The organism is Pseudomonas sp. LPB4.O (assembly GCF_038383825.1).
Taxonomy (GTDB): Bacteria; Pseudomonadota; Gammaproteobacteria; order Pseudomonadales; family Pseudomonadaceae; genus Aquipseudomonas; species Aquipseudomonas putida.
Genome location: NZ_CP151298.1, coordinates 3549605 through 3562420, shown reverse-complemented (window position 1 = coordinate 3562420; position 12816 = coordinate 3549605). Strand labels below are relative to the sequence as shown.

The following is a 12816-nucleotide window of genomic DNA, read 5'->3' as shown; positions in this document are numbered from 1 at the left end:
ACTGACCGACAGCTTTTTCGCAGTCCCTCAGACGTCTGGTTTGCACTGGGTAAATTGACAGCCCGTTCAGGCACCTGCCTTGGCTTGCTGTTCCAGATGCACCTGCAATGCCGGGTCGATTTGCAGTGCGCTGGCCAGTTCGTCAAGGTAGGCCCGCTCGGCGTCCTGCTGGTCATCCACCAGCATCACGCTGGCCAGGTACATTTCTGCTGCCATGGCCGGGTCCCGTGCCGACTGGGCCACCTCGGCAACATCGAGCGGCTTGCTGACTTCTTCATCCAGCCATTGTTGTAGCTGTGGATCGCTGGTTTGACGTTTGATTTCAGCGTAAATCAGTTGCTCTTCCTGCTGGTCGATGCGGCCGTCTGCCTTGGCTGCCGCAATCAGCGCGCGCAAGATGGCATGGCTGTGGTCCTCGGCCTCGGGGCCGGACAACTGATCGACAGTACGCACCGCCTGTTGCGGGGCTGTCGCCTGGCTGCGCTGCCAGCTTTGATAGGCCTGGAACGCCATCATCCCCAACGACGCCAGGGCTGCGAAATTGGTGCCGCCCGCAGAGCGCCCTTGGGGCAAGCCGCCCGTGCCGCTGCCAGCACGGCCACCCAACAGGCCACCCAGCAAGCCGCCCAACCCGCCGAGGCCGTCTCGCCATGACATGCCGCCGCTGCCTTGACGCGCTTGCGAGCCTTGCCCGGCGCGCAGCAACTGTTCGAGTAGATCACTGGTATTCATGGCTGCGCCCCTCGCTCGGTAGTCGTTGCCCAGACAAGCAACGATAGCCCTCTCAAGGCGATTCGCCATGACCGTCTGGCCCCTTGCCGCGCCGGCGCGGGAGCCTGGCGGCGATGGCAACGATGCCTGAGCGCCGTTTGACGCGCGGCGATCATCGAGTGGTGGTAGGGCACACATTAACCCGGCGAATCTTTCGCATTATCGCCCGCGCGCGTCATGAGCATGGCTAAAGGTTCTGTGAAATCAATTCAGTTCCCTCGGTCATGCCCCCAACCTAAAATACCGGCCAATTACAGAGAATATGGATATTTGAGCAGGCTCCCGGTCATGACGAATAAAGACTTCAAGTTTTCCATCAAGAGCACTCGCTTCGACGAGCACTATCACCCGTCCGAAAACACCCGTATTACTACCAACTTCGCCAACCTGGCGAGGGGCGCGAGCCGGCAAGAGAACTTGCGCAGCACCTTGGGGATGATAGATAACCGCTTCAACGCCCTGGCGCATTGGGATAACCCCAAAGGCGACCGCTACGCCGTCGAACTTGACATCATTTCTGTCGAGATGAGTATCGATGCCGAGGGCGGCGATCAGGCGCTGCCGCTGATTGAAATATTGAAAACGACTATTATCGACCGACAAACCGGCGAGCGCATCGCGGGCATGGTAGGGAATAATTTTTCTTCCTACGTGCGCGATTACGATTTCAGCGTACTGCTGCCGGGGCACAATGCCAACCAGCCTGTGTTCAGCACGCCAGACCATTTCGGAGAGCTGCACGGCAAGCTGTTCAAGCGCTTCGTGAACTCAAGCACGTACAAGCAGCACTTCGACAAGCCTCCGGTTATCTGCCTGAGTGTTTCCAGCAGCAAGACCTACCATCGAACGGATAATCAGCATCCTGTATTGGGCTTTGAATATCAGCAGGATGAGTACTCCTTGACGGATACTTATTTCGAGAAGATGGGCTTGAAGGTGCGTTATTTCATGCCGCCCAACAGTGCTGCACCGTTGGCCTTCTATTTTTCGGGCGATTTGCTCAGTGACTACACCAACCTTGAGTTGATCAGCACCATCAGCACCATGGACACGTTCCAGAAAATCTATCGTCCCGAAATCTACAATGCAAATTCTGCCGCAGGGAAGTGCTATCACCCCAGCTTGCAGCATCAGGATTACTCGCTGACCCGTATTGTTTATGACCGGGAGGAGCGTAGCCGGTTGGCCATCGAGCAGGGGCATTTTGTGGAGGAGCACTTTATCAAACCGCACCACGCGATGCTTGAGCAGTGGTCCGCCAATTACGCCTGCTGATTAACTTATATAAGGTCTTACCTCGTGAAAAAGCTGTTACCCACTTCGACTGCCGGCAGTTTGCCTAAACCCTCCTGGCTCGCAGAACCCGAAACGCTCTGGTCACCCTGGAAATTGCAGGATGAGGCGTTGATCGAAGGCAAACAGGATGCCCTGCGCTTGTCATTGCAAGAGCAGCAAAACGCCGGCATTGATATCGTCAGTGATGGTGAGCAAACGCGCCAACATTTTGTGACGACCTTCATTGAGCACTTGAGCGGCGTCGATTTCGAGAACCGTGAAACCGTCAGGATCCGTGATCGTTATGATGCCAGCGTACCGACGGTGGTGGGTGCCGTTGCACGGAAAAACCCGGTCTTTGTCGACGATGCCAGGTTCCTGCGCCAGCAGACCAGTCAGCCCATCAAGTGGGCGCTGCCAGGCCCCATGACCATGATCGATACGCTGTATGACAGCCATTACAAAAGCCGTGAAAAACTGGCTTGGGAATTTGCCAAAATCCTCAACCAGGAAGCCCGGGAGCTGGAGGCTGCCGGTGTTGACATCATCCAGTTCGATGAGCCCGCTTTCAACGTCTTCTTTGATGAGCTGAATGACTGGGGGGTCGCCACTTTGGAAAGGGCCATCGAAGGCCTCAAGTGTGAAACCGCTGTGCATATCTGCTACGGCTACGGCATCAAAGCCAACACGGACTGGAAAAAGACCTTGGGATCAGAGTGGCGGCAATATGAAGAAGCCTTCCCCAAGCTGCAGAAGTCCAGCATCGATATCATTTCGCTGGAATGCCACAACTCCCATGTACCCATGGACCTGCTTGAGCTGATCCGAGGCAAGAAGGTGATGGTCGGCGCGATCGACGTGGCCAGCCACACCATTGAAACCCCCGAGGAAGTAGCCAATACCCTGCGCAAGGCCCTGCAATTTGTAGAGGCAGACAAGCTCTATCCTTGCACCAACTGTGGCATGGCGCCCTTACCGCGTAGGGTCGCCAGCGGCAAGCTCAGAGCGTTGAGTGCGGGTGCAGAAATCGTCCGCAGAGAACTATTGGCCAGTTGAAGGCACCCGAACGTCGGGACTTACCATGTCACTTTTGGCCGTCGGGCGCCTGATCTCGGGCTTCAGAACCCTTCCAGCACGATCTTGCCGCGTGCTTTGCCACTCTCGATCATGGCATGGGCGCGCTTGAGGTGCTCGGCGTTGATCGTGCCGTAGTGCTCGCCCAGGGTCGTCTTGAGCGTGCCATCATCGACCAGCCGCGAAACGCGCTCAAGCAGTTGGTGCTGCTTGATCATGTCTTCGGTCTTGTACAGCGAGCGCGTGAACATCAGCTCCCAGTGCAGTGAAAGCGACTTGCGCTTGAGCGGCATCACATCCAGTTGCGCGGGGTCGTCGATCAGCGCGAGCTTGCCTTGTGGCCGCAGCACTTCCACCAGTTGCGCAAGATAGGTGTCGGTATGGGTCAGGCTGATGACGTAGTCGACCGGCCCCAGCTTGAGCGCTTCCAACTGATGTGGAATCGATTCGGAGTGGTCGATCACATGGTGGGCTCCCGCTTGCTGCACCCAGGCTTGGGTCTCGGGCCGTGAGGCGGTGCCAATGACTGTGAGCTGTGTCAGCTTGCGGGCAAGTTGAACCAGGATCGAGCCAACCCCGCCGGCAGCACCGACCACCAGAAGGCTTTGCTGCTTGCCACCGTTTTCTTCAACGCCCAGGCGGTCGAACAGCAGCTCCCAGGCCGTAATGGAGGTGAGCGGCAAGGCCGCGGCGCTGGCGTTGTCCAGGCTGCGGGGCTTAGGCCCGACAATGCGTTCATCCACCACGTGAAGCTCGCTGTAGCTGCCTGGGCGGTCAATGGCACCGGCGTAGAAAACCTCGTCGCCCGGTTGGAACAACGTAACCTGTGGCCCCACCTCGCGGACGACGCCGACAGCGTCCCAGCCGAGCACTTGTGGTTGTTCACCACCGCGGCTTGCACGGATCTTGGTATCAACCGGGTTGACGGCAATTGCCCGGACTTCCACAAGCAGGTCACGGGCCCCCGGTTTTGGCGTGGGCAGCTGCGCGTCATACAGCGATTGTGGGTCGTGGATCGGGAGACCGGGCTGGGTGTAAACGACTGCCTTCATTGGCGTTGCCTCTTGGGGATGCGAAAAGTGGGTTCAGACTATTCGTTTCGTTTCACTCAAAAAACAGCCTGGGTGGAGTAAGACTTTCTCGCTTGCAGTGAAAATGGTGTGAAGCGCCCGTGATCTGGCCTGGTCGCCCCACACATTCTCGACTACGTTCCTTTCGCTGCTGATCACCTGGCGCTGTAGCGCTGCGCCAGCCGGTTGCTGGACAGCTGGCCGAACAAGGCTTGCCGGCTGGCCTCAAAGTGGTCGAAGGCTTGCAGGTCGTGCAGCGACGGCAGAGAGATCAGCACGCCGTTGTCGAAGTCCTGCAGGGCACCGTTTACCAGGTCCTGGGCAGACATCACGATGCCTGGGTCCAGGTTCTCGACGGGCAAACCGCCGGTCTGCCAGAAATCGGTCGCGGTGGCCCCGGGCAGTACTGCCTGAACCTGGATGCCTGTACCCGCCAGTTCCTTGTTCAGCGACTGGGTGAACGCGGTGACGTAGGCCTTGCTACCACCGTACACGCCGTTGAGCAGTTCGGGTGCCAGGCTGACGACGGACGAGATATTGATGACCGCGCCTTGCTTGCGAGCGACAAAGCCGGGGACAGCTGCATAGGTAAGGCGGGTGAGGGCGGTGACGTTGAGGGTGATCATGTGCGCCATGCGCTCAACGTCGCTTTCCAGCAGCCCGGTATGGGTACCGATACCGGCGTTGTTCACCAGCAGGCTGATGCTGGCGTCTTCGCGCAGTTTGCGTTCTACCTTGGCCAGGTCATCGGCGTTGGCCAGGTCTGCCGGGAATACTTCCACGTTCTGCCGGGTTTCGGTGGTAAGCCGGCCAGCCAATGCGTTGAGGCGCTCCCGGTCGCGTGCCACCAGCACCAGGTCATAGCCGCGACGGGCCAGGTGCTCCGCGTAGATCGAACCGATACCGGATGAGGCGCCCGTAATGAGCGCGGTGCCCTTGAATTGCTGCGTCATGCTGATGCTCCGTTGGTTGGGTGTGGGGCCATCATGCAGCAGGTGGTCTTTGTCTCAAACGACGCATATAGTGCTGTTTTAGGACATTGCACAGAGGGCATCAGCGATGCACCGGGTCGGCTACCTCATCACCGAAGGCTTCCAGATCATGTCCCTGGCGACGCAAACCGTGTTCGAGCTTACGAACATCATGGCGGGCGAAGCGGTTTACAGGGTCCAGAACTTTTCCATCGATGGCGGCACGGTGTGCTCGTCACTGGGGATGCATATCGACACGCTGCCCGTGGGGGCGCCGGGGCTGGCCGACACCTGGATGGTCACCGGCACGCTGACGCCTCTGACGCCCCCCAGCGAGGAGGTGCTCGCCAGCGTGCGGGGCTTTGTCGACGGTGCGCGCCGTACAGCTGGCCTTTGCACCGGCTGTTTTGTGCTGGCGCAAGCCGGCGTACTGGATGGTCGGCGCGCGACCACTCACTGGGCTTATGCGAACAAGTTGCGAGAGCTGCACCCGAAGATCGACGTCGAGGAAGACCGGATTTACATCGTCGATGGGCCGATCTGGACGTCTGCCGGCATGACTGCCGCCCTGGACATGGCGCTGGGTATGGTGGAAAAAGACTTGGGCAGCGAAATGGCCAGGTCGGTGGCGCACAAGATGGTCATGCACCAACGCCGATCTGGCGGGCAGTCGCAACACTCCGAACTGTTGACGCTCTCGCCCAAGTCGGACCGTATCCAGAGCGCGCTGGATTACGCCCGCAAGCACCTCAGCCGCCCATTGAGCGTGGAAGAGCTTGCTGAAGTGGTGCACCTGAGCCCACGGCAATTCACCCGCGTGTTCACCGCCGAGACCGGCCAGTCACCGGCCAAGGCTGTCGAGAGCCTGCGGCTGGAGGCTGCCCGGCTGATGATCGAGCAGAGCCTGCACAGCCTGGATGTGGTGGCCAGGGAGACCGGCTTCAGGGACCGCCGGCATATGCGGGAGGTGTTCATCCGTGGTTTTGGGGTGCCCCCTCAAGCCGTGCGAAGGGATGCTCGGCGGCTGGTCTCCCTCTGACGGTTCGGCTGCTTGCAATCGGGTCAGTTTATCCGGCATTGCAGGCCCCCGTTGGCGTCGTGCAACCAAACTAAACCTTCGCACCCGTCGTCAGTCAGGTTTAGTAAGGGCTTCGTTCGCTGCTAACCCATAGGAGGTAGACATGGCGCGGGCTATCTGGAAAGGCGCGATCAGTTTCGGGCTGGTGCACATCCCGGTTTCGCTCAACGTTGCGGTGAGCTCCGAGCGGGTGGATTTTGACTGGCTCGACAAGCGCAGCATGGAGCCGGTGGGCTACAAGCGGGTGAACAAGGTAACCGGCAAGGAAATCGACAAGGACAACATCGTCAAGGGCGTGGAGTACGAGAAGGGCCGCTACGTGGTGATCAGTGAGCAGGAAATTCGCGATGCTCGCCCTGAAGCGACCCAGACCATCGATATTTTTTCGTTCGTGAAGGCTGGAGAGATTCCGCTTCAGCACTTTGACACACCTTACTACCTGAGCCCTGACCGGCGCGGCGGCAAAGTCTATGCGCTGTTGCGCGATACGCTGGAGAGCACCGGCAAGGTAGCCCTGGCCACCGTGGTGCTGCATACCCGTCAGCACCTCGCGCTGCTGCGGCCACTGGAAGACGCCCTGGTGCTGATCACCCTGCGCTGGCCCGAGGAGGTGCGCAGCGTTGAAACCCTGGAACTGGACAAGAGCGTGACCGATGCCAAGGTCGACAAGCGCGAACTGGGCATGGCCAAACGCCTGGTCGAAGACATGAGTGGGTCCTGGGCTCCGGACGAGTACCACGACGCATTTCGCCAGACCATACTCGACCTGGTGGAAGAGAAAGCCAGCAAGGGCAAGATCGAGACAGTGGACAAAGGGGAGGGCGCCAGCGCGGAGAAAGGCGCGGATATCCTCGACCTTACCGAACTGCTCAAACGCAGCCTCGGTGGCAAGGCCAAGGGCGCAAAACCGGCTACCAAACGACCGCGCAAGGCCTCCTGATGGTGGAGACTCGCCAGGTGGTCACACCTGGCCTTCCAGGCCACTGATATAGTCGCCGAACCCCTGCTTTGCGCGGCTATCACGCCGGCTGCTGGTCGCCACGCTGTGCTCGGCGGTCCAGACGATCTGCGCCCCGCTGGCTTGCAGGGCCAGCACCAGTTGAACATCCTCGTGGGCCGGCAGTGGCTGGAACCCGCCAACGCGTTCGTAGGCCTTGGCGCACACACCGAGGTTGGCGCCATGAATATGCCTGTGCCCCTCACGGGCCTGGTAAAGGCTGCGGTACAACCGGCGCAGGGCGATACTTTGCCAGGGTTGCCAGCGCTCGATGTGCACCGTGCCGCACACCACCTCGGCGCGCCATTGCAATTGCGATGTCAACCAGTGCTGCGGGACGCGGCTGTCGGCGTCGGTGCATGCCAGCCATTGGGCGCCGCGGGCGATCATCCATGCTGCGCCTGCACGCCGGGCGACGCCGACATTGCCAGCGTCCACTTCAAGGGTATGCACACCGTGGCGTCGGGCCACGAGCGCACTGGTGTCGCTGCAACGGTCCAGCACCACCAGCACCTCTACCGCTAAGCCTGCCGCCTCGGCTCGCGCACTTGCAGCCTTGACCGCCTTGAGGCAGCGCCCCAGGCGCCGGGCCTCGTTGTGGGCGGGTATGATGACGGCGATCATGGGCAGGGCTCATTCAGGTCGACGACGCTGGGCTGGCACGTCCAGTACTCGAGTAAAAAGTCCGCCTCCTCGTGACGCAACAGCGGATACAGCGGCAAGTGCCTCGCCAGCAGGGCATGAACCTCGCGGCCGTCCTGCGGGCAACCGGCAATGGGGTGGCGCCAGTGGCAGGCGAGCAGGGCGCCATCGGCCGTGAGGCTGGCCACCGACTGCTCGATCACCTGCAGCCAATCGGTGGGGTCGAGGTAGTAGCCGATTTCGCTGAGCACGATCAGGTCGAACTGCCCGCCTGGCCAGTCGCCCGGCAGATGTCCTTGCTCCACCCGGGCATGGTTCGCGGCCCCCAGGCGCTGGCGCGCCAGCCCCACGGCGGTCGGGTCGATGTCCTGGCACAGCAAGCTGACGCAACGCTCGGCCAGCAGCACGCTCAGCTCGCCGTTGGCACAGGCCGGCTCGAACACGCGCTCATAGCGCTGACGGGGCAGGCTGGCCAGCAGCAGGTCGCGCTTGCGCCGTTCGTACCAGCGGGTGCGAAACGCCCAGGGGTCATCGCTGTCGGCATACAGGTCGGCGAAGTATTGCGCGTCGAGGCTCATGGCGACTCCATCACAGGAAAACCAGTTCAAAGGGTTGCAGCAGGCACGCCTGCAAATGCGCCGGCAGCACCGGCGGGCGATCACCGTCGGGCTGCAATTGGCTGGTATGGGCAGCCAAGGCCTCGCGCTTGCGCGCCTGGCGCGTTTCGTCGACCTGCAAGCGATGCGCCCGCGACCAGGGCAGGCGTGGGTCGTCGGGTGCGGCCCAGTGCCAGGCCCACACCGGCGCTTCGGCCAGCTGTGCCCCGCGCGCCTGGGCTGCCTGGGCAGCGGCGCGGCCTGCGGCCTCGTGGTCGCAGTGGCCGTCGCCACGCCAGGTGGTCAGCAGCAGGTCGCCAGGCTCCAGCAACTGCTCCAGGTGACGGACCAGAAAGGCCTCATCGCGGGGCAATGCGCCGTCCTTGAGGTTAAGCCGCCGCCAGTCCAGGCGGGTGAGGTCCAGGTCTAGCTGCTGCAAGGCATGCCGACTCTCCAAGGGGCGCTGGTGACGCAAGCGCTGCTCGGTCCAGTGTGGTGAGTGCGGATGGCTGCCCTCGCCGTTGGTGGCGGAAATCAGCACCAGGTCCTGTTCGCGCCCGCGAAAACTGGCAAGCAGTCCGCCGGCCATGAGCACCTCGTCGTCCGGGTGCGGCGCCAGCAGCACCAGGCGTCGGCCGGGTGGGCACAGCTGCTCGGGCGCAAGCCAGGTAGCGCGTGCCAGGTGCGCAGAATGCTGCCAGTCACTCCACGGCGTACCCGTGGCCGCATCAATAAGGTTCTCGCTCATAGCTGCCATGCTCCTGTCGGTGTGCTGGTCACTTGCTGACCCAGTTCGGCCAAGTCGCGTTCAGCGTGGCTCTGGCGCAGGTACACCGGCAGGTCGGCGCTAAGCCGGGCGAAATGGCTGCTGCGGCAGAAGGGGGTAGCCCCCAGGGCTCGGCCAACATGCTGAATGACCTGTTCGACCGCCTGCTCGATCTGGGCGCGGGTGCGGCGTACCTCGAAACTGGCGTCGTCCTGGGGGTGCTGGTCGATCCACGCGGCGCACTCGCGAAGGGCGGCGCGGGCACCGTACAAGGCCGCATCGACCGCCCCCAGGTGGGCATTTGCATAGGGGTCGGGCCGAGGTTTGTTGCAGTGCTCGCGCAGGTAGCCTGCCAATGCCTCGGCCGCGCCGTACCAGCAGGCAGCGATACCTGCGCCGCCCTGCCAGAAGCCTGGGCGGGACAGGTACTGGCCGGGTGTGCCGATGGCCAGCCCGGGCGAGTTGTCGAACTCGACGGTGACACTGGCGGTGTTGGCCATGCCTACAGCCTGCCATTGCTCGGCCTGGATGCGCTGGCTGGGGTGTGACAGTTCAACGGCCACCAGCTGTGGCTGGTCGTTCTCCCAGGCGGTCAGCAGCGCTCGATCGATCTGCAGTGCGCCCGAGCACCATGCTTTTCGGCCTTGCAGTTGAACCCGTTCGCCATCGCGCGCGACGATGTGGGCCCTGGCATCCGGCGGCTCCGCGGCCCACATGCCCCAGATACCGTCGTGAGCATGCTGGAGGGCGCCGCACTCGGCGAGGACCGCCAGGGCATCGGTGTGGCCTTCATACAGCTTGGCCAGGCCGAGATCGCAACCGGCAACCCGCGCCAAGGCCCGCCAGCGCTCGAGGGTGCGCCCGTGGCCGGGCAATGGCAGCAGGTCAAGCTGTTCAGCATGAAGTACCTGCAACAGTTCAGGCAGCAAGGGGTCGAGGTCGATGGCCCGCGAACGGGTACCGAAGCGGTGCAGCAGGCGGTCGAGGTGAGCGAAGTCCATCATGCGATCCCCAGTTGCTTGCGCATGCGCAGGGTGATCGATTGCCGGGTCGAGCCCAGCTCGGCCCAAGGGTCGTCCACCTGCGCAAGCCGCGCCTGCAAGTTGCCGATATTCCATTGGTTGGCACTCTTGAGTTTGGGCAGCTCCTCGCGCCAGATCGGCACCGACACTGGCAGGCCTTCGCGCGCGCGCAGCGAGTAGGCGGCCACGGTGGTAGCGCCCTTGCCGTTGCGCAGGTAGTCGATGAAGATGCGCCCGACCCGGTTCTTGGGCCCGGAGACTGCGCTGAGCCGGTCCGGGAACAAGTCTGCCATGTGTTTGACCAGGGCATGGCTGAAGTCCTTCACTTCCTCCCAGCCGGCCCGACGGGTGAGCGGCACGACCAGGTGCATGCCTTTGCCACCGCTGGTCTTGAGAAACACCTTCAGGCCCAGCTCATCGAGCAGGGTGAGGGTCAGCTGGGTGGCCTCGAGCATGGCCTTCCATGGCAATGCCGGGTCGGGGTCGAGGTCGAGGATGAAGCGGTCAGGCCTGTCGAAATTCTTGTCGGTGGCGTTCCAGGTGTGCAGTTCAAGCATGTTCATCTGTACTGCGCCCAACAGGCTCTCGGTGCTGTTGAGCACCATTGCCGCCTGGCCGGCCTGGTCCTTGGTGTAGCTGGTCAGCTTGGGCAGGTGCAACTGCCCCGCGTGCTTCTGAAAGAACAGCTCGCCGTCCAGACCCTCCGGTGCGCGCACAAGCGCCACGGGGCGGTGTTCGAGCTGTGGCAGCAGCCAGTCGGCGACTTGGGCGTAGTACTCCGCCACCTGTCGTTTGCTGGTGCCACTGGTCTTGTCGATGACGCGGTCGGGGTGGGTCAGGTGCAGGTTGCTCAAACCCTTGGGCTCTGCATGTGCTGCGTTCTTTACCGGCATGGCACGTTCCAAGGCAATGGCAGTGGCGGGCTTGTCGTCGCGCAACCCGTGAAAAACCGCGTGGCGCACGATCCCTGTGCGGGTCATCTGGGCGTAGGCGACCTCGGCCAGCAGTTCTGGCTTGAGCCAGTGCACGCCCCGTGCATCGGCACCGCTGGGGGGCTCAGGCAAAGGTGGTTTGGCGGTGTGCAGGGGCTTCAGGCGGGTGAGGATGCTCGTCAGCGTGGCAGCACTGAAGCCGGTGCCCACCTTGCCGGCGTAGCGCAACTGGCCGCTGTCGGTGTCGTGCAGCGCCAGCAGCAGGGCCCCAAAACCTTGGCGGCTGCCCTTGGGCGCGGTGTAGCCGACGATCACGAACTCCTGGCGTTGCGTGCACTTGAGCTTGATCCAGTCGCTGCTGCGCCGGCTAACGTAAGGGCTGTCGGCGCGCTTGCCGATCAGGCCTTCCAGCCCTAACCGGCAGGCGCTGTCGAGCAGCGCGTCGACCGGCTGGTTGAAGTCTTCGGAAAACTTCAGGATGGCCGATGCGTTGTGCTTCAGCAGTTTGGCCAAGGTCGCCCGGCGGTCTTGCACAGGCAATTCACGCAGGTCCTTGCCGCCGAGGTAGGGCAGGTCGAACAGGTAGTAGGTAATGTCATCGTCGTGCTCGTTGTCGAAGGCGGCCTGCAAGGCCTGGAAGTCGGCCACGCCGTTCTCGTCTGTGACCACCATCTCACCGTCCAGCCATGCCGAGTCGAGCCCCAGCGCTTTCAGCGCCTGCACCTGATGGGGCAGCTTTGCGCTCCAGTCGTGGCCATTGCGGGTAAACAGGCGCACATCGTCCCCGTCGATGCGGGCCAGCATGCGGTAACCATCGAACTTGACCTCGTATCGCCAGTCACCCTCGGGGGGGGAATCGGCCAGGGTTGCCAGCTGCGGTTGGAGCATGTCCGGCAGGGCGCCAGCGCTGGCCTTGCGCTTGCGCGTGGAGGTCGCCGCCTTGGCTGGGCGGCGGGGGACCAGTGTACGGTCGCTCAATACGCTGTCAGGCAGGGCTTCGACGATGCTGTAGTCCGCTTCGCTGCGGGCCTCGCCATCGTGGGACTTGACCAGCATCCACTGCTCTTTCTTGCCAGCCAGGTGGGTACGAAACAGGTTCCAGACACCCGACAGCTTTTCACCTTGCAGGCGAAAGCGCAGCTTGCCCTTGGCATAGGCCTCGCGCGGGTCGCCTTCGGGCTCCCAGAGCCCCCGGTCCCACACGATCACGTCGCCGGCGCCGTAGTGGCCTTCAGGGATGTGCCCTTCGAAACTGGCGTAGTCCAGCGGATGGTCTTCTACATGCACGGCCAAGCGGCGGACCTTGGGGTCGAGGGATGGGCCCTTGGGAATCGCCCAGCTTTTAAGGGTGCCATCCAGCTCCAGGCGAAAGTCATAGTGCAGATGGCTGGCGTCGTGCTTCTGGATGCAGTACTGCAACCCGTGAGCAGGCCGTGGGTGGGCACGCTTGCCGGCTGGCTCGGGTGTGGCGTTGAAGTCACGCTTGCGCAGGTACTCCTGCAGGGGCTTGGCCATGGCGGGCTCCGGGACAGTTCGCGGTCTCTTCATTGGGAGAGGGCGCCTGCGCATGGAGTTCAAAAAAAGCGTGGGGTCGCGGACCGACGAACCGGCCCACTGCTAGA

At 62.4% G+C, this 12816-nt stretch carries 12 protein-coding genes; 4 read left to right on the top strand and 8 right to left on the bottom strand.

Features of this window, described 5'->3' with window-relative positions; genetic code table 11:
- Positions 1-66 precede the first annotated feature (66 nt).
- Positions 67-732, bottom strand: coding sequence for a tellurite resistance TerB family protein (locus tag MRBLPB4O_RS16070; RefSeq protein WP_341795865.1), 666 nt, complete (start codon positions 730-732; stop codon positions 67-69).
- Between the two features lie 327 nt (positions 733-1059).
- Here MRBLPB4O_RS16070 and MRBLPB4O_RS16065 point away from each other — a divergent pair, with 327 nt between their 5' ends.
- Together MRBLPB4O_RS16065 and MRBLPB4O_RS16060 are read left to right on the top strand one after the other, a co-directional pair.
- Positions 1060-2046, top strand: a complete 987-nt coding sequence (locus MRBLPB4O_RS16065) for a DUF1852 domain-containing protein (protein WP_341795864.1) — start codon at positions 1060-1062, stop codon at positions 2044-2046.
- A 24-nt stretch (positions 2047-2070) separates the two neighbouring features.
- A complete protein-coding gene (locus MRBLPB4O_RS16060) occupies positions 2071-3102 on the top strand; it encodes a methionine synthase (RefSeq protein WP_341795863.1) in 1032 nt (343 codons plus the stop codon).
- 62 nt (positions 3103-3164) lie between these two features.
- Here the strand turns inward: MRBLPB4O_RS16060 and MRBLPB4O_RS16055 are convergent, their stop codons facing one another.
- The gene (locus MRBLPB4O_RS16055; RefSeq protein WP_341795862.1) at positions 3165-4172 is read right to left on the bottom strand and encodes a zinc-binding alcohol dehydrogenase family protein; all 1008 of its coding nucleotides are present in this window, start codon (positions 4170-4172) and stop codon (positions 3165-3167) included.
- A gap of 173 nt (positions 4173-4345) precedes the next feature.
- On the bottom strand, positions 4346-5143 hold the full coding sequence (locus tag MRBLPB4O_RS16050; protein WP_341795861.1) for an SDR family oxidoreductase: 798 nt from the start codon (positions 5141-5143) through the stop codon (positions 4346-4348).
- Positions 5144-5249: 106 nt separating this feature from the next.
- Between MRBLPB4O_RS16050 and MRBLPB4O_RS16045 the strand changes: the two genes are divergently transcribed.
- Together MRBLPB4O_RS16045 and MRBLPB4O_RS16040 are read left to right on the top strand one after the other, a co-directional pair.
- Complete coding sequence (locus MRBLPB4O_RS16045; RefSeq protein ID WP_341795860.1) at positions 5250-6200, top strand: GlxA family transcriptional regulator; 951 nt, start codon at positions 5250-5252, stop codon at positions 6198-6200.
- 142 nt (positions 6201-6342) lie between these two features.
- Positions 6343-7179 (top strand): Ku protein, encoded by an 837-nt coding sequence (locus MRBLPB4O_RS16040; protein WP_341795859.1) that lies wholly within the window; start codon positions 6343-6345, stop codon positions 7177-7179.
- 21 nt (positions 7180-7200) lie between these two features.
- Here the strand turns inward: MRBLPB4O_RS16040 and MRBLPB4O_RS16035 are convergent, their stop codons facing one another.
- The 5 genes from MRBLPB4O_RS16035 to ligD are packed head-to-tail and all read right to left on the bottom strand — an operon-like array spanning position 7201 to position 12709.
- Positions 7201-7860: a glycosyltransferase gene (locus MRBLPB4O_RS16035; RefSeq protein WP_341795858.1), complete on the bottom strand. Its 660-nt coding sequence runs from the start codon at positions 7858-7860 to the stop codon at positions 7201-7203.
- On the bottom strand, positions 7857-8456 hold the full coding sequence (locus MRBLPB4O_RS16030) for an SAM-dependent methyltransferase (protein ID WP_341795857.1): 600 nt from the start codon (positions 8454-8456) through the stop codon (positions 7857-7859). Before MRBLPB4O_RS16030 ends, MRBLPB4O_RS16035 begins: the two co-directional genes overlap by 4 nt.
- Positions 8457-8466: 10 nt before the next feature.
- On the bottom strand, positions 8467-9222 hold the full coding sequence (locus MRBLPB4O_RS16025; RefSeq protein ID WP_341795856.1) for a PIG-L family deacetylase: 756 nt from the start codon (positions 9220-9222) through the stop codon (positions 8467-8469).
- Positions 9219-10244 (bottom strand): acyl-CoA dehydrogenase, encoded by a 1026-nt coding sequence (locus MRBLPB4O_RS16020; protein ID WP_341795855.1) that lies wholly within the window; start codon positions 10242-10244, stop codon positions 9219-9221. Before MRBLPB4O_RS16020 ends, MRBLPB4O_RS16025 begins: the two co-directional genes overlap by 4 nt.
- The gene (gene ligD / locus MRBLPB4O_RS16015; RefSeq protein WP_341795854.1) at positions 10241-12709 is read right to left on the bottom strand and encodes a DNA ligase D; all 2469 of its coding nucleotides are present in this window, start codon (positions 12707-12709) and stop codon (positions 10241-10243) included. The genes MRBLPB4O_RS16020 and ligD overlap by 4 nt, the downstream gene beginning before the upstream one ends.
- Positions 12710-12816 lie beyond the last annotated feature (107 nt).